At 58.0% G+C, this 16,772-nt stretch carries 18 protein-coding genes and 1 tRNA gene; 7 read left to right on the forward strand and 12 right to left on the reverse strand.

Features of this window, described 5'->3' with window-relative positions; all coding sequences use genetic code 11:
- Positions 1-52 precede the first annotated feature (52 nt).
- From RRF56_RS08765 to RRF56_RS08775, 3 genes are all read left to right on the forward strand, one after another.
- Positions 53-874 carry a glutamine amidotransferase gene (locus tag RRF56_RS08765; protein WP_317037256.1) on the forward strand — a complete coding sequence of 274 codons (822 nt, stop codon included), beginning with the start codon at positions 53-55 and terminating at the stop codon, positions 872-874.
- Positions 875-926: 52 nt separating this feature from the next.
- Entirely contained in the window at positions 927-1,820 is an 894-nt protein-coding gene (locus tag RRF56_RS08770; RefSeq protein ID WP_410510551.1) for an NAD(P)-dependent oxidoreductase, read from the forward strand.
- A 397-nt stretch (positions 1,821-2,217) separates the two neighbouring features.
- Positions 2,218-2,409: a DUF2949 domain-containing protein gene (locus RRF56_RS08775; RefSeq protein WP_317037258.1), complete on the forward strand. Its 192-nt coding sequence runs from the start codon at positions 2,218-2,220 to the stop codon at positions 2,407-2,409.
- Positions 2,410-2,540: 131 nt separating this feature from the next.
- Here the strand turns inward: RRF56_RS08775 and RRF56_RS08780 are convergent, their stop codons facing one another.
- The 3 genes from RRF56_RS08780 to psbQ are packed head-to-tail and all read right to left on the reverse strand — an operon-like array spanning position 2,541 to position 4,736.
- The gene (locus tag RRF56_RS08780; RefSeq protein WP_317037259.1) at positions 2,541-3,098 is read right to left on the reverse strand and encodes a Uma2 family endonuclease; all 558 of its coding nucleotides are present in this window, start codon (positions 3,096-3,098) and stop codon (positions 2,541-2,543) included.
- Positions 3,099-3,143: 45 nt separating this feature from the next.
- Positions 3,144-4,268, reverse strand: coding sequence for an FAD-dependent oxidoreductase (locus tag RRF56_RS08785; RefSeq protein WP_317037260.1), 1,125 nt, complete (start codon positions 4,266-4,268; stop codon positions 3,144-3,146).
- Positions 4,269-4,289: 21 nt separating this feature from the next.
- On the reverse strand, positions 4,290-4,736 hold the full coding sequence (gene psbQ / locus RRF56_RS08790) for a photosystem II protein PsbQ (protein ID WP_317037261.1): 447 nt from the start codon (positions 4,734-4,736) through the stop codon (positions 4,290-4,292).
- Positions 4,737-5,408: 672 nt separating this feature from the next.
- Here psbQ and RRF56_RS08795 point away from each other — a divergent pair.
- Positions 5,409-5,621 (forward strand): hypothetical protein, encoded by a 213-nt coding sequence (locus RRF56_RS08795; protein WP_317037262.1) that lies wholly within the window; start codon positions 5,409-5,411, stop codon positions 5,619-5,621.
- 36 nt (positions 5,622-5,657) lie between these two features.
- Here the strand turns inward: RRF56_RS08795 and folP are convergent, their stop codons facing one another.
- From folP to RRF56_RS08840, 9 genes are all read right to left on the reverse strand, one after another.
- Positions 5,658-6,536, reverse strand: a complete 879-nt coding sequence (folP, locus tag RRF56_RS08800; protein ID WP_317037263.1) for a dihydropteroate synthase — start codon at positions 6,534-6,536, stop codon at positions 5,658-5,660.
- Positions 6,537-6,620: 84 nt separating this feature from the next.
- Positions 6,621-7,343: an amino acid ABC transporter ATP-binding protein gene (locus tag RRF56_RS08805; protein ID WP_317037264.1), complete on the reverse strand. Its 723-nt coding sequence runs from the start codon at positions 7,341-7,343 to the stop codon at positions 6,621-6,623.
- Positions 7,336-7,995 (reverse strand): amino acid ABC transporter permease, encoded by a 660-nt coding sequence (locus RRF56_RS08810; RefSeq protein ID WP_317037265.1) that lies wholly within the window; start codon positions 7,993-7,995, stop codon positions 7,336-7,338. Before RRF56_RS08810 ends, RRF56_RS08805 begins: the two co-directional genes overlap by 8 nt.
- A 23-nt stretch (positions 7,996-8,018) precedes the next feature.
- On the reverse strand, positions 8,019-8,816 hold the full coding sequence (locus tag RRF56_RS08815) for a transporter substrate-binding domain-containing protein (RefSeq protein WP_317037266.1): 798 nt from the start codon (positions 8,814-8,816) through the stop codon (positions 8,019-8,021).
- A gap of 324 nt (positions 8,817-9,140) precedes the next feature.
- A complete protein-coding gene (locus RRF56_RS08820; protein ID WP_410510552.1) occupies positions 9,141-9,410 on the reverse strand; it encodes a DUF5340 family protein in 270 nt (89 codons plus the stop codon).
- A gap of 61 nt (positions 9,411-9,471) precedes the next feature.
- The gene (gene trpC / locus RRF56_RS08825; RefSeq protein WP_410510583.1) at positions 9,472-10,365 is read right to left on the reverse strand and encodes an indole-3-glycerol phosphate synthase TrpC; all 894 of its coding nucleotides are present in this window, start codon (positions 10,363-10,365) and stop codon (positions 9,472-9,474) included.
- Between the two features lie 273 nt (positions 10,366-10,638).
- A complete protein-coding gene (gene lpdA, locus RRF56_RS08830) occupies positions 10,639-12,075 on the reverse strand; it encodes a dihydrolipoyl dehydrogenase (protein ID WP_317037269.1) in 1,437 nt (478 codons plus the stop codon).
- Positions 12,076-12,259: 184 nt separating this feature from the next.
- Complete coding sequence (locus tag RRF56_RS08835; protein WP_317037270.1) at positions 12,260-13,051, reverse strand: RNA methyltransferase; 792 nt, start codon at positions 13,049-13,051, stop codon at positions 12,260-12,262.
- A gap of 76 nt (positions 13,052-13,127) precedes the next feature.
- Positions 13,128-13,211 (reverse strand) — tRNA-Leu (locus RRF56_RS08840).
- Positions 13,212-13,420: 209 nt separating this feature from the next.
- Between RRF56_RS08840 and murA the strand changes: the two genes are divergently transcribed.
- From murA to RRF56_RS08855, 3 genes are all read left to right on the forward strand, one after another.
- A complete protein-coding gene (murA, locus tag RRF56_RS08845; protein ID WP_317037271.1) occupies positions 13,421-14,773 on the forward strand; it encodes a UDP-N-acetylglucosamine 1-carboxyvinyltransferase in 1,353 nt (450 codons plus the stop codon).
- A 168-nt stretch (positions 14,774-14,941) separates the two neighbouring features.
- Complete coding sequence (locus RRF56_RS08850) at positions 14,942-16,306, forward strand: FAD-binding oxidoreductase (RefSeq protein WP_317037272.1); 1,365 nt, start codon at positions 14,942-14,944, stop codon at positions 16,304-16,306.
- 8 nt (positions 16,307-16,314) lie between these two features.
- Positions 16,315-16,770, forward strand: a complete 456-nt coding sequence (locus RRF56_RS08855) for a hypothetical protein (protein WP_317037273.1) — start codon at positions 16,315-16,317, stop codon at positions 16,768-16,770.
- The last annotated feature ends 2 nt before the right edge of the window (positions 16,771-16,772 follow it).

Consider the following 16,772-nt stretch of genomic DNA (forward strand, 5'->3'; position numbering starts at 1 on the left):
GGCCCCCATGGCCTTGACCTGAGGCGATACAGTGGGAAGGGTAATCGCCCCTATGCCTACTGCTTCTGTGACATCTTCTCTACCAGTTCTAGTCATTGTGCATCAGCCCACCTCTACCCCAGGTCGGGTCGGCGAGGTGTTGCAAGCCCTGGGGTTTGCCCTAGATATTCGCTGCCCGGCGCTGGGACAGCCGCTGCCCACCAACCTGGATCGCCACAGCGCCGTTGTCGTCTTTGGTGGCCCCATGAGCGCTAACGACGACCACCATCGGTTTATTCGCCAAGAACTCGCGTGGATTTCGCTGGTGCTGGCCGCCGAAAAACCCTACTTAGGCATTTGTCTAGGAGCGCAGTTGTTAGCCCGCGCCCTAGGGGCCACTGTGGCACCCCACCCCACTGGTCAGCGAGAAATCGGCTACTATCCCATTGTGCCTACCGCTGCGGGGCAGGGGCTATGGCCTGGTCCACTGATGGTCTACCAGTGGCACCAGGAGGGGTTTGAACTGCCCCAGGGTAGCCAGCTGCTGGCCACCGGCACGACATTTCCCCATCAGGCCTTTCGCTACGGGCAACAGGCCTACGGGCTTCAGTTTCATCCCGAGATCACCACGGCTATGGTTAACCACTGGACCACCGAAGGAGCCGATCAGCTCGCCTGCCCAGGAGCCCAGGATCGGCCTTACCACCTCAGCCAGCATCGGCTCTACGCCGCCTCGGTAGACCGCTGGCTGCATCAGTTCCTCGCCCGCTGGCTGGGGGCACCTGCCCAGGCTGAGGCCGTCTGGGGTCAGCACCATGCCCTGCACCATCACCCTACGGCCCAGGGAACCACCACCCTCCATCTTGGTCAGCCACCTAAGCTCGAGATCGGGTAGCAAACGCCTACACAGCCTCACTAGACACAGCCGTAACAGGAGAAGACCACAGGTGAAAATTGGGGTACTTGGCACTGGGTTAATGGGGGCTCCGATGGCCCTTCGGTTAATGTCATCGGGGCATAAGGTGTGGGTCTATAACCGCACTCCAGCCCGGCTTAAGCCTCTAGAACTAGCCGGAGCCACCGTGTGTCGCACCCCCCTCGATCTCGTGCAATCGGTGGAGGCCATAGTCGTTATGGTGACCAATGGAGCAGCGGTGCGATCGCTGTTTACAGAAATGGGGGCTGGAGATAGGCCCTCTCCCCTCAGCGATCGCACCATCATTCAAATGAGCACCATCGCCCCCGATGAAAGTCAGACACTCAGCCAGATCATCACCCAGGCTGGGGGCACCTACCTGGAAGCTCCCGTACTGGGCAGCATTCCCGAAGCCAAAAACGGCAAGCTGATCGTAATGGTAGGGGCCTCAGCAGAAGACTACGAACGCTGGCAGCCCCTGCTAAACTGCCTGGGCGACACCCTGTACCACCTAGGCCCCGTGGGTAGCGCCGCCACCCTCAAACTGGCCATGAACCAGCTAATTGGCTCTCTCACCACGGCCTTTGCCCAAAGCCTGGGCCTGGTGCAGGCCGCTGGCCTCAACGCCGATACCTTCATGGCAGTGGTTCGCCAGAGCGCCCTCTATGCCCCCACCTTTGATAAAAAGCTGCACCGTATGCAGACCCGCCAGTTTACCGATCCCAACTTTCCCGCTAAGCACCTGCTCAAAGATATGGAGCTGTTTGTAGCCGCCGCCGAGTCGGCAGGGCTGGCAGCTTTCCCAGCCGAGAGCGTGCGCCAGCTAGTCGAGCAGACGGTAGCCGCCGGATTTGCCGACGATGACTATGCCGCCCTATTCAACATCGTGAGCCCTCAGCCCCAGCCCGGTCAACCACCCGACTAAACAGCTTGGGCTGGTGCCTGGCCACTCTATTCACAACCCAACCCACCAGTGAACCCCAGCAAAGGGGTACCGGCGTGGCCCAATATTTTGACTAAATATTACGGCTTTCAACGTTCCGTAAAGCGATATCCGAAAGTATTAGCGCTTTATGGGCATCTTTTATTACACCGACGGCAGGCCGGTACTGATTTCAGCCCTGGGACGTTGCGAATCAATTCAGGCCTTGCTCTAGACCTAGCGATGAGTCACGCCAGGCTTGAGTCAGCTTACTGACGATGGGAGTGTGATAAAAGTTCGGTTAATCCTGCGAGAAATTCATGTTGCCAGGGAGGCATCCTTGTGTAAAATCGTGGGCAATATCTGCAAACCTTAGCGTCCCTCCAGGAGGTGAGACTTTATGACGGTGAGTGTACAACCCAATTTAATCCAGTTTTTACAAGACGATTTAGCCATCTCAGCGGCCTCCATTCGGGTCGCACTTAAGCACAGCGAGCAAGACCCTGGGCCATTGCCCATGATTCTCTGGCAGTACGGTTTAGTGACCCTAGAGCAACTAGAGCAAATCTATGACTGGATGGAAGCGGCTTAGGCCAAAGGCAACCCAGCCTAAACTCTGCTGAGAGGCGTAGCATCGGCTGCGCCTCTTGTGTTTTTAGGCCCATTTCGACAACAAACCTACTGAAGATTTTTGCGTCTTCCCCAGGCGCAGGCCCTGCGCCCCTACACTGGGGTATCTTCTTCGAACACCAAGGGCCAAAGGTCGGCTACCGCTACCTCCCACCCCGGCAGCAGGTCGGGCACCGTGAGGCGATCGCCATCCCCCAAAATAATCGCCTCGTCCCCCGTGCGATACACCTCTATACAGCGGGCATCAGGGTCGATGAGAATGCCGACCTGGGTACCCAGAGCGAGAAAATCTTGAATTTTGCTCCGCAGTTTCGTCAGTTTGTCCGTGGGCGATTTTACCTCGACCATTAGATCGGGGGCGAGTTCGGCAAAGGAACGGGGGCTGCGCCGCAGCCGCTCAGCTTTGACAAAGGAAACATCGGGGGCACGGGTGTCGGCGTTGGGGAGGATAAAGCCAGCGCTAGAGCCCGTGACTCGACCCAGTTGACGGGGGCGCACCCAGTTGCGAATCTGTGCAGCTAACTCAGTTGAGACCTCATCCGCCTCGTACCCAGAAGGACTCATGATTTTTACCTCCCCGCCTACCAACTCCATCCGATAGTCGGGATGTTCAGCCTGAAGCGTCTCTAATTCATGAACGGTTAGCGGCATGACGTTTCCCTCACCGTAGAGGTCTTTGCCCTATCATAACGACTCTCATCGATGCTCTAGAAGGTCGCGCACCGCCAGGGCCGTAGCCGGGGCAAGGAGAACGCCGTTGCGGTAGTGGCCGGTGGCTAGCCAGATATTGCTGTAGCCCGCCAGGGGCTGAATGACCGGGGCGGCCTGGCCCTGGGGGCGGGGACGCAGGCCCAACCAGCGCTGGGTGATTTTGCCTGCCGATAGGGCTGGGCAGTAGGCTACTGCACCCGCTAGCACCTCCTCTAGGCGATTGCCCTCGGGCTGCATGGCCAGGGTATCCTCAAAGGAGGTTTCGGGCGGAAACTCCACCGTGGCCCCCACCCAGTAGTCACCGCCACCCAGGGGCACCAGGTGAATGTCGTTGCCATTGACCACAGGCTGAAAGTCTGGATTGCCCAAGGATTCGTCTAAATGAATGCGGAGAGCCTGACCCAGCACCGGGCCAATAGAGGTCGGCTGGTGGAGCGCCTGGGTGAGGGGCAACGTGCCTAAACCAGCGGCAATCACGATCGCATCAGTTGCCCAACTTTGCTTGGTCGTGTGCACAGCTGTACAGCGGCGATCGTCCTGGAATGCAGCCTCTATATCCGCCCCATCGAACCCTACCACCGGCTCCCCAAAGGTGAACTCTGCCCCGTTCGCCTGGGCACCGGCCACCAGCGCCAGGGTGAGATCCGTCGGGTTGAGCTGAAAATCGTGGGGCGAGTAGATACCGGCGACGACCCCAGCGGGGTTGAGGTGGGGGCAGCGATCGCCCACCTGCTCTGGTTCCCATATCTCTAGCTCATACCCCTGCCGCTGACGAATTTCCTGGAGCGATCGCCAACGGGGCAAGTCCTCAGCCGCAAAACACAGGCTGAGAATGCCCTGGGTATTGTGCTGAATCGATCGCCCCGTCAGCGATTCCAGCTCTGGAATCAGCGTTTGATAGCGCTGTAAGCTACGCTCTCGCAGTCGCCAGTTGCGGCCTTTGACCTTGTGGCTAATCACCGCCATGCCCACCCCCAGGGCGGCGGCGGTAGATCCCTGGGCTGGGGCTGTCTGATCGACTACCGTGACTTGAACCCCTGGACAGAGGCTCAGTTCGTAGGCGATCGCAGCCCCCACAACGCCACAGCCAATAACAGTGATTCGCTTCAAGGGAGGGGAACTTGAGTCGGACTATTGAAACGTGGGCACCAGACTCAAGAACGAGTCAAAGTCATCGAGGGCGTTGCGGTATTCTTGACCGGCAATCACCTGCTGGTCGTTGGCAGCGGCTTCATCTAAGCGCTCTAGGTGAGAGTAAATCTCCTTAGCCAAAGATTGGGCCTGGGGTTTGTCTTTGGTCAACAGGGTGTTGGCGAGCCGGTTGATCCGTACCCGCATTTCGCCCATGGGGCCATGAATAAAGCTCTGCACGTTAACCCAGTCTTTCTGTTGAATGTAGCCCTGCAACTCGGGGAAGCGATCGCGCAGCTCAGCCACGGCAGGGGTGTATAGCTCTACCTGCTGCAAAATCTCTGGGGTGTAGGTGGTCGGTATCTTTGCCGCTGGGCCACTACAGGCCACCAGGCAGGTCGCCGCGATCGCCAGCAAAATTCCCAAAAGAGGTCTGAAGCGTCCCATAGTTACCTTTTGCGCTCTCTACATCAGTCGTCTGTATTTTACGCCGCTATGGGGACTTGTGAAGTCAAAAAACTGACCTGTTCTCCCCTCCTGGGAGGGGTAGGGGTGGGTCTATTTGGCGTCGTCTTCAGCCAAGGCCGCTAACGCCATGCCGGTGAGAATGTCTGACTCCACTGCTGAGGATGATAGGGTCTCTTGCCAGCGCAGTTCGTTTTGGATGTCGTCTAGCAACTGCTGGGCGAGTTCGTATTACAGGTCGCTGGACAACTTTTGGGCGGCTTGAAAAGCTGGGTCAAGAAGCATTTGATGAAAGGTTGCCAGACCTCAGAGTTTTTGAAAAACTCCGAGGTCTTTGCCGCTAGGGTATCTTCTATATATTGCCAAGTGACTCTGGTAGGAATTGCCAAAGACATCGCTCTGCCGTACCGTTTTCTTTCATCACCAAGTATTTTTTCAAGTAGCGTAACTCATCCTTAAGTCACAGTGTTTGATCCCTTTCGGGGCACCGGATCAACTTGAAAGTTTGCTATTTTCAAAACGAAAAATGGGGGTTTTAGCCACTGAACTGGGTGCTGAGATCTAAATTCTGCCGATTAACCTTCCAGTTCATGGCCTGAACTTTCGTGGCTTGCCAACAATGATGAACTCATCCAATTCACACCGGAGTTCACCATGAAACAAACCAAAACCCCACCCACCTCCAACCTGGTTTTCGCCACTGTTCTATCGCTCACCCTCAGCTCTGGCGGCGCAGCACTGCACCTGGCCAGCCAGCCTACCCTCACCGAGGCCCAAACCCATGTATTAAATACCGCGATCGCCCTTTGGACTACCGGCACCACCACCCTCATCGGCCTCCTCGGCACCAACAAACCCCATGACTAACCCTTCACCCCTTCACCCCTTCACTTCTTCACCCCTTCACTTCTTCACCCGCCACACCGCATCCGCCACCCGGCACACATCATGCATCTCCGCCCCATCGTGGACGCGGATAATATCGGCCCCGCCTGCGATCGCCGCACAGCAAGCCGCCGCCGTACCCCACACTCGCCTTTGCGGGTCAGGCTGATCGAGAATGTGGCCGATAAAGCTCTTGCGCGAGGGGCCGACCAGCAGAGGGCGGCCTAGGTCGCGAAACTTGCTGAGTTGGCGCAGCAGTTCTAGGCTTTGGTCAGAAGTTTTAGCAAAGCCCAGGCCGGGGTCAACGGCAATTGTGCTGGGTTTGACGCCCACCGCGATCGCCGCTTCGATCTGGTGCTGCAAAAATTCGTAGATTTCGCCCACCAGATCGTGATAATCGGTGCGCTGCTGCATGGTGATCGGGGTGCCCCGCAGGTGCATAATCATGATCGGTACGCCCAGATCGGCCACTGTCGAGAGCATACCCTTGTCGTAGGTGCCCGCCGAAATATCATTCACAATGTCAGCCCCGGCCCTCACTGCTGCCCGCGCCACCGACGACCGAGTGGTGTCAACCGAGATAATCGCCTGGGCCAGGGCATCGTCATCATCGCGGCGAATCGCCTCAATCACCGGAATCACCCGCTCCAGCTCTTCGGTGCGAGAGATTGAGTCAGCCCCAGGTCGGGTCGACTGGCCACCAATATCGACAATGTCAATACCATGGTGCACCAAATGCCGGGCCTGGACCACGGCCCGTTCGACCGTGTTGAACTGGCCCCCGTCGCTAAAGCTATCGGGGGTGACATTGAGCACTCCCATCAGGTGGGTGCGGCTACCCCAGATCAAGGTGCGATCGCGAATTTTCCAAGGAGCGGGGGCCGTAATCACAGACATATCAATTGACTCAGGTAGAACCTTTGCCTAGCTTAGCGGAAATGGTGGGGAGCGTTAGAACGTTTGAACGTTCTAACGCTCTCTCTACAACACCTTTTCTAAAAACTGCTGGGCGCGATCGCTCTTGGGGGTGCTAAAGAAAACATCCGGCGGCGCGTCTTCTACCAGATAGCCGCCGTCAAGAAACAGCACGCGATCGGCCACCTCGCGGGCAAAGCCCATCTCGTGGGTGACAATGCACATGGTAATGCCCGTTTCGACCAGAGCTTTCATCACCTCCAGCACCTCTTTGACCATCTCGGGGTCGAGGGCGCTGGTGGGTTCGTCAAACAGCATCACAGCCGGTTCCATGGCCAGGGCGCGGGCGATCGCCACCCGCTGCTTTTGCCCTCCCGACAGCCGAGAGGGGTACTGGTCAGCTTTTTCCGATAGCCCTACTTTTTCAAGCAGATCCAGGGCAATTTTGCTGGCGTCAGCCTTCGAAAGGCCCTTCACTTTCATCGGCGCATAGGTGAGGTTTCCCATCACCGTTTTGTGCGGGAATAGGTTGAAATGCTGAAACACCATGCCCACATTCTGGCGCACCTTGAGAATGTCGCACTTGGGCGAAGTAATGTCGATGTTATCTACAAAAATGTGCCCGGCGGTAGGCACCTCCAGCAAGTTGATGCAGCGCAGCAGTGTCGATTTGCCCGACCCCGAGGGACCAATAATCGCCACCACTTCCCCAGTATCAACCTGGGTAGAAATATCCTTCAGCACCTCTAGCGGCCCAAAAGACTTAACCAAATGCTCGATTCTAATCACTGCGGCGCATCCTCCGCTCAAGAACTTGGGCCGCATGGGTCAGCCCCATCACCATGACGTAATAGACCACTCCCACCACCAGCAACGGCTCAAAGTAGAGAAAGGTCTGCCCCGCCACCACCTGAGCCCGCCGCATTAGATCCAATACGCCAATAGTAGACACCAGGGCCGAGTCTTTCAGTAGCGCAATGGTCTCATTCACCAGGGCGGGCAGAATATTCTTAAATGCCTGGGGCAAAATAATGTCGAGCATCATGGGTCGGTAGGCCACCCCCAGCGACATCGACGCTTCCCGCTGGCCCTTATCCACGGCCATAATCCCCGCCCGAATCGTCTCCGAGCTGTAGGCCGCCGAGTTGAGCGAGAAGGTAAACACCCCCGCCTCAATCGGCGAAATTCTGTAGCCAATGAGCTGAGGGGTAGCAAAGTACACCAGGGCCAGCTGCAAAATCAGCGGCGTACCCCGAAAGATCGAGGTGTAGAACTCCGCGAACCATCGCAACGGCTTGACATTAGAGATTTTGAGCAGCGATAGCAGGGTGCCCAGGGTAAACCCAAACAGGGCTGACAGCAGCGTAAATCTGAGAGTAACGAGAATGCCATTCAAGATGAAGGGCAGCGATGGAATAATTTGATCAAAGTCTAAGTTCATAGGGTTCGGTTCCTAGGGCTTGCCTACTCAGCCCGGTCGCCAAACCACTTGACAATCAACTCTTCCATCAGGCCGCTCGACTCCATCTCGGCCAGCACCCGGTTGAATTCGCTCACTAGCTCAGAGTCTTTGGGAAACGCGATCGCAGACCCCGCCGGCCCCTCTTCGGGAATTTCTACCGCCTCCAAGTCGGGGTTGTTGGCCAGAAAGCCCTCGGCCACCGTGTCTTCAATGATGGCGGCGTCAATGCGGCCCGACTTCAGCTCCTGGACAATTTCGTTAATGCGGTTGAGGGGGGACAACGTTAAGTTGGGAATGGTGTCTGCCAGATCGTTAGCCAGCTCTTCCTGAATGGAACCCAGCTGCACCCCCAAAGTTTTGCCGCTCAAGTCATCGGGAGAAGCAATGCCGGCCCCCGACTGAAACACAATAGTCTGCTTGGCGTCGTAGTAGATTTCAGAAAAATCGACGTTACGCTGGCGCTCTTCGGTGGGGGTCATGCCCGCCATCACAAAATCGGCCCGCCCCGCCTGGAGAGCCGGGATCAGGCCGTTAAAATCCATGTTGGTAATTTCGAGGTCGTAGCCCAACTGCTCGGTGATGTGGCGGGCAATATCGATATCAAACCCCACAATTTCTTCGGTGCCGCCAGCGGTTTCAACAAACTGATAGGGGGGATAGTCGGCAGAGGTGGCCATGGTCAACACCTGATTGCCAGAGCCAGCTTCTCCGGTGGGTTGGCCGCCACCACAGGCGGTGGTTAGGCCGATGGTAGCCAACGCCACGGCGGCAGTAGAAGCTAAAAACCAGCGTCGTTTCATGGTCTTTCCTCAAACAATACTCGGGTCTACAAGGCTAGGGAGATTGCCAGCAGCCATACTCTACAACAAGATTCGGAACCAGGAGTATGGAGTTACCGGCACCGAGTTATACCCTTAAACAGCTTGCAGAGAAAAGTCTCGTCTAGTAGTGACCCAAGCTACAGTTCTACCCGGTTTTGCCGCCAGACGAGCGCCCACCCAACCACCCCCTTCAACTCAAATCTAGGGTACAGTGACGACCTCAGGCAGACCTCTCCCTGAGGCAGAGGATTTTCATGGCCATGGTTCATCCCTATGACAGGGTTAGGCTTCAGTCATCTAGGCCTAGAGCGCTGCGTCTTCAGGCACCACTCGATCTGTGACCTGGTTCGTTGACCACTGGTATTCCAGATCGATGTTGGATTGATTGCAGCTCTGCTCAATCTGACGCTGCTGCGACAGGGCCTTGCGCAGGGTGATAATCAGCTCTTGCACCTGAAGGCGGAGATGGGGGTTTTGGTAAGCTACCGCCATTGTCTGCTGCTCTAGTAGTTGCAGCAGCAGCTCATAGTGAATGTGAGAGGGTAGCGGGAGCGGTTTGCCCATGTTTGCCATTGCGGTGCTCCAGGGATACGGTTTGTTGATTAAACCAAGAACTGAGTGAAGCGGTGAGGGGCTAGTCTGTGTTTTTTTGGTAAAGCTGGTCGATCGCTAGCCCCGGATCGGGTTGCCGAATCAGCGATTCGCCCACCAGCACAGCCTCGGCTCCGGCGGCTACTACAGTCTGTAGATCGACTGGGGTGTGAATGCCCGACTCGCTGACCACCAGCGCACCGCTAGCTTCGAGGCGATCGCGCCGTGCTTCAATCAATTCGGCGGTGGTGTCTAATCGCGTCGTGAAGGTTTCGAGGTCGCGGTTGTTGATGCCAATCAGCGCCAGTCCCGGCACCGCCAGCACTCGGTCAAGCTCGTCTAAGCTGTGCACCTCGACCAGTACGGCCATACCTAAGGCCTTGGCAATTTGCACAAAGTAGTTGAGGTCTTGGTCAGAGAGAATGGCGGCAATCAGCAGCACCGCGTCGGCCCCCTTAGAGCGAGCCAGATACATCTGGTAGGGGTAGATCACAAACTCTTTGCACAATAAGGGCAAGTCTACCACCTGCCGAATCTGGGCCAAGTATTCAAAGTCACCCTGAAAGAAGGCTTTATCGGTGAGCACCGAGAGGCAGGTGGCCCCGTGGGCAGCGTAGGTTTGGGCGATCGCCACTGGGTCAAAGTCTTCCCTCATCACCCCTTTGCTGGGGGAGGCCTTTTTGACCTCAGCGATCAGGGCGGGGGAGGTTTTGCCGTGGCGCAGGGCTGCCACAAAGTCGCGCACCGGGGGCGCATCCAGCACCTGGCGCTGGAGATCGGCAAGGGGCAAGCGCTCTCGCATAGCTGCCACCTCGGTCTCTTTGTGCCAAACTATTTTTTCTAAAATATTTCGGGGTTCGGCGTCGGCGGTTTTGATTTGATATTGCAAGTGTTTGACCGCGACAGCGGGGTTGGGAGGGCGACGGCGAATCTTCATCAGTGGTGGAGTTTGGTTGACAATTTTGAACTGTAGGGTGGGCACTGCCCACCCTTGTCTGGGCCAATTACCCGCTAGCTAAGAAAGAGAAATATGGCTGCGATCGCAGCAGCCGGATCGGCTAGATAGGGGCAGGGCGGGAAGGTGGGCAATGCCCACCCTACGGCTGGGGAAAAACCAGCAAATCAGATACGGAGCCTGGAGCGATCGCAGCAGCCGGATTGGCTAGATAGGGGCAGGGCGGGAAGGTGGGCAATGCCCACCCTACGAGGATTAGGCGGGGACGACAACGGCCCGCTTGAAGGCTTCGTCGAGCACCTCCGATAGGGTGGGGTGGGTATGCACGCAGAACGAGAGATCGGTTACCGTCTGCCCCTGGGCGATCGCATTGGCTGCCTCCTGAATCAGATCAGCGGCATGCAGCCCAATGATGTGGGCTCCGAGAATTTCTCCCGTGTCTTTACGATAGATCACCTTAGCTAGCCCGTCCGACTCGCCCTCGGCCAGGGCCTTAGAGTTGCCCTTAAAGTAGGTACGCACCGTGTCAATGGCAAACCCCTCCGCCTCAGCCAGAGTCTTGGCTGCCGGTTCAGTCAGGCCCACAAAGCTAACCTCGGGGTGGGTAAAGGCCGCCGCCGGAATGCTGAGGTAGTTGATCTGGCGCGGCTCACCGCAGATGGTTTCGACCGTGAGAATGCCCTGGGCCGAGGCCGCGTGGGCCAGCATCATTTTGCCGGTGGCATCACCGATCGCCCACAGGTGGGGCACCGGCTGGCCGTCCCGCAGCACTTGCAGGTGGTCATCTACCGGAATAAAGCCCCGGCGATCGGTTTCCACACCGACCTTCTCCAGGCCCAGATCCTTCGTGGCGGGGATGCGCCCGGTGGCCACCAGGCAGGCATCGACTTCTAGGGTTTCGACTACTTCGCGGGTTTCGCGATTGGCCAGTTCAATCACCACCGGGTTGCCGGGGATAACTTTCTGGGCAATCACCCCGGCACGGGTTTCAATATCGCGGGGGGCGATCAGCACCCGCTGGGCGATCTTGGCGATGTCGGGATCGAAGGTGGGCATCAGCTGATCCAGCGCCTCGATAATCGTGACTTCACAACCCAGGGCAGTGTAGACGTCCGAAAATTCTAGGCCAATGTAGCCACTGCCGATAATGGCGATCCAGTCGGGCAGCCAGTCGAGCTTGAGGGCTTCGTCGCTGGTAAAGACGGTTTTACCGTCGGTTTCAATACCGGGGGGCACAAAGGGCACCGAGCCGGGCGACAGAATAATGTCTTTCGCCGTAACGATTTTTTCGCCGTCGGGAGTGGCGATCGCCACTTTCTGCTCTCCCGCCAGTCGCGCCCAGCCTTTGACAATCTCGACCCCCAGCCGGGTGAGACTGTTGGTCATATCGCCCTGAATTTTGCTCACTAGGGTTTTGGCGTGGTCGGCAATGGCTTCGCGATCGTAGCTGACATTGCCCACCGAAATGCCCAGAGACTTGAGGTGGTGCTCGTTGCGCAGTTCCCGCACCCGCCCCGAGGCTGCCAACAGTGCCTTCGAGGGAATGCAGCCCCGGTTTACGCAGGTGCCGCCCATCACATCGGCTTCGACAATGGCGGTCTTTAGCCCCCGCTTGACCGCGTGGAGGGCGGCACCGTGGCCCCCTACCCCAGCGCCAATAATCAGCAGGTCGTAATCAAATGCGTCGCTCACAGCAGGCTCCTGAACAGGTAATCCAAACAGGGTTAATCAAGCTAGGTGGTGAAAGGGTATGCCCTTAGCCTAGCCGCAAATATAGGCCACAAACGTGGACCTCAACGTGGGTTCAAAGGGTACAGATACTACGGCAAACAGAGTTTCCTTTCATTCTTGACCACCGTGAGCAATCAGACAACTCCTAATCTTGGGCGATCGCCCATCGCTGCCGCCGGGCCTCGTAGAGCAGCAGCGCCGCCGAAATGCCTACATTCAACGATTCCACCCCACCCGCCATGGGGATGCGCACCTGTACTGTAGCCTGACGCTGAAGGGCGGCTGACAGACCCGCTCCCTCGTTGCCCATCACAATCACCGTGGGTTTGGTGAAATCGACCGCCCAATAATCTACCGAGGCGTAGGAGCTAGTGGTTACGAGCTGCACCCCAGCCCGATGCCAGTCCGCCAGGTGAGTCGGCAGATCGTCTACTACCGCTAGGGGTAGCCGAAACCACTGGCCCGCCGAGGCCCGCAGCACCTTGGGATGGTCGGGGGCGACGCTGTCGGCGCTAAGCCACAGGCCATCGACCCCAGCGGCCGTCGCCGTGCGAATAATGGTGCCCAGGTTGCCAGGATCTTGCAGGGTTTCTACCACCAGCCCAAGGCCCTGAACCGCAGGCATGGAGTGGCGGTGAAGCTGGGGGGCGATGGCCACCACCCCGTCGGGATGCTGGGTCGTGGCCATCGCTGCCAATACAGCGTCAGACACCTGCTCAACCCGTTCAGCCCGCTGGTCTAGATCTAGGGCCAAATCGGCATGGGCCTGCTGCCAGGCGGGGGTAAAACAGACAATGTCGAGGGGATAGGAGGTAGCGAGAGCCTCCTGGATCAGGTGGGTCCCCTCTAGCAAAATTTGGTTCTGCGATCGCCGCACCTTAGCCTGGTGCAGCTTCCGAAAAAATTTAACCAGGGGATTTTGCAGGCTCGTAAGCATGACACTATCCCCTGGTTAATCGCTTAGTGAGAGTCACTTGTGGTCAGCTGACAGAGTAATCGTCAGTTGATGGTGATGCGGAACCCGGGACTTGAACCCGGATGTTATTGCTAACACTAGGACCTGAACCTAGCGCGTCTACCAATTCCGCCAGTTCCGCTGGCCGAGCGCGTTATTAGCGCTGCGATTTGTAATCATGCACTGAGTTTGCGCCAGAGTCAAGTGTGTAAAAAAAGATTTCGTGTTTTTGGGCGAATCGGCTATCCTGATGTGGCCAAGTTTGACAAATAAACCTAGATTGCTATGGCGAAATTGATGGTTTCGAGTAGAATCTAGACGAAAATTTGGGAAAAAGTGGAGTTATCAGTCGTGGAGGACACCGCTATCGTTACATCCATTGGTTTGCCCAACCCTGCGATCGCCGCCGAAGCGGATGGCGCTGTACTCGAGATCACCGGCGGTAGTTCTCTCTCTGGCCAGGTCACCATTAGCGGGGCCAAAAACTCAGCCCTGGTGGCGATGGCCGGCACGCTACTCTGCTCACAGCCCTGCCGCATTCGTAATATTCCCCGTCTAATGGATATTGAGCGGATGGGCGAAGTGCTCACAGCCCTGGGAGTAAAGCTCAAACGCGAAGACGACGCTCTGGTGGTCGATGCCAGCACCATCGCCCACACCAAGGCCCCCTACGATGTGGTCAGCCGCCTGCGGGCTAGCTTCTTTGTGATTGGCCCCCTGCTGGCCCGCATGGGAGTAGCCCGCATTCCCCTCCCCGGTGGTTGCGCCATCGGAGCCCGCCCGGTCGAGCTGCACGTGCGCGGCCTCCAGGCGATGGGAGCCAACGTCCACATTGAGCATGGCACGGTTCACGCCTACGTTCCCGGCAGCCGGGGACGGTTGAAAGGGGCAAAAATTTATCTCGACTACCCCAGCGTAGGGGCCACCGAAACCCTAATGATGGCGGCCACCCTGGCCGACGGCGAAACCATCATTGAAAATGCCGCCCAGGAACCCGAGGTGGCCGATCTGGCCAACTTCTGCCGGGCGATGGGAGCCAAGATTCGCGGGGCTGGCACCAATACCATCACCATCGTAGGCGTCCCTAGCCTCCACAGCACCGACTATGGGATTATTCCCGATCGCATTGAGGCCGGTACCTTTCTGGTCGCCGGTGCCATTACCCGCTCAGAGATCAGCATCGCCCCGATCATTCCTGAGCACCTGACCGCAGTGATTGCCAAGCTCCATGAAATTGGTGGTCGAGTGGTGGTAGACGGCCCCAGTCGGGTGCGCTACGTGCCCTCCCATACCCTCAATCCTGTGGATATTCAAACCGGGCCGTTTCCTGGATTTCCCACCGATATGCAGGCCCAGTTTATGGCGCTGATGGCCGTCTGTGACGGCAGCAGTTTAATCACTGAAACGGTGTTTGAAAACCGCCTGCGCCACGTGGCCGAGCTCAACCGCATGGGAGCCGACATTCGCCTAAACGGCAACTGCGCCATTATCAAAGGTGTACACCAGCTGTCCGGGGCTCCGGTGCTGGCGACCGATCTGCGCGCGTCGGCGGCCCTAGTGCTGGCTGGCCTAGCGGCCAAGAGCACGACCACCATTCAGGGGTTACACCACCTCGATCGCGGCTACGACGACCTAGAGGGCAAACTGCGCCTGCTGGGGGCTAACCTGCGCCGCTACACCGATGGCTCGATCCCGGCTATTTAGCGTTAGCTAACCGCGATCGCAATTGACATGGGGGTCAGGGTAGGAAGCTGCCTTGGCCCTTTGCTTTGGGGGCTATGGATTGGTGGCGATCGCGCTCTTTGATACAGATCCGCCCCCCGATCGGCCCCTTACACTAGCAACAGCAATCTTCTACCGGTTGACTCGTCTATGACCCTGGCTCGCCCTGCTACCGACTGGGATGCTCTAGCTCAAGCCTTTGGCGCGATCGAAACTATTCGCGACCCCAACCAGCGCGAAAAACTCTCGAAAGACTATTACTACTTCAGCCCAGTGCTGCAAGGGCAGCTAGCCGACCGGGTGGCCGATTTGATTGTGCGCCCCACCAGTGAGGCGGAGGTGCTAGCGGCGGCCAAGGTCTGCGTTGAGGCGCGAGTGCCCGTCACCGTGCGGGGGGCGGGCACCGGCAACTACGGCCAGTGCATTCCCCTGGAGGGAGGTGTGGTGCTCGATCTGAGCAAGCTGAACGCGGTGAAGCGAGTCGAGCCGGGGGTGGCCTGGGTCGAGCCGGGGGCCAAGCTCTCAGCCATTGATAAAGTCACCCGCGAAACGGGCTGGGAGTTGCGGATGTATCCCTCCACCTACCGCACGGCGACCCTTGGCGGCTTTATTGGCGGCGGCAGCGGCGGCATTGGCTCGATTATGTATGGGCAACTGCGCGATCGCGGCAATCTCAACGCCGTGCGGGTCGTCACGATGGAAGACCATCCCAGAGTGATTGAGCTGCGGGGCGACGCGGTGCATAAGGTCAACCATGCCTACGGCACCAACGGCATTATCACCGAGCTAGAAATTCCCCTCGGCCCGGCCTACCCCTGGGCGGAGGTGATCGTAACCTTCGACGACTTTATGACCGCTGCCCGCTTTGGTCAGGCCCTGGGCGACGCTGACGGGTTGATCAAAAAGCTGATCAGCATCCACGCCTGGCCGATCCCCAGCTATTTTGCGTCGCTAAAGCCCTACTTGCCTGAGGGCAAAGCGGCGGCACTGCTAATGGTGGCCGAGCCTTCCCTGGCGCTGTTTGGGGAATTGGTGAAGGAATTTGGCGGCACCATCACCTATAGCAAATCGGCCCAGGAGGCCAGCAAAGGCGCACCCTTGGCTGAATTCACCTGGAACCACACCACCCTCCACGCCCGCAGTGTAGACCCAACCCTCACCTACCTACAAACCCTATTTCCCTACGACCCAAAACTGGAGCGGGTGCAACACTTCTATGAGCACTTTGGCGACGAGGTGATCATGCACCTGGAGTATTTGCGCATGGGGGGCACCACGATTCCGGCGGCGCTGCAAATTGTGCGCTACTCAACCCCCGAGCGACTGGCAGAAATTATTCGCTACCACGAAGACCACGGTGCGCTGATCGCCAACCCCCATACCTACCTGCTCGAAGACGGCGGCATGAAAAAGGTGGACGCAGTGCAGGTGAACTTTAAGGCTGAGGTTGACCCCTACGGACTGCTCAACCCCGGCAAAATGCGCGGCTGGCTAGAGCGAGTTGAGGCGAAATAGCAACTGTTGTGACCATTGAAAGTCCGTTTACCGATGAAGACCGAGTTGAGTCGCTGAAGGCGGCGGTGCTGGCGGGGACTGCTGCTGGGATAGTGGCAGCTGGACTACTGTTGGCCCATCGGGTGCCATCTCTCGGCTGGGGCACGGCGCTAGCGTCAGTCGCTTCAGGCCTGAGCGGCAGCACGTTTTGGGTCAGCGCCGCGATCGCGGGCCTCTCGGGCGGCCTCTTCGGCATTACCTACCGCTATGCCGTGCGCCAAGACGAGAATTCTCAGCTTAAAGCGGGGGTGGTACTGGCCTTTAGCCTGGTGCGGGGGTTAGCCCTGGTGAATGTGGTGGCGGCGGTCAGCCTGCGGGGCTGGCCCTTTGCAGTGGCGATCGCCGAAAGCCTGCTGATATTTGCCACCGCCGCCGCCAGCCTAGAGCTAGCGCGGCAGCAGCAATGGATAAAACCCGTGAAATGAGT

It is taken from the genome of Nodosilinea sp. E11, assembly GCF_032813545.1.
Taxonomy (GTDB): domain Bacteria; phylum Cyanobacteriota; class Cyanobacteriia; order Phormidesmidales; family Phormidesmidaceae; genus Nodosilinea.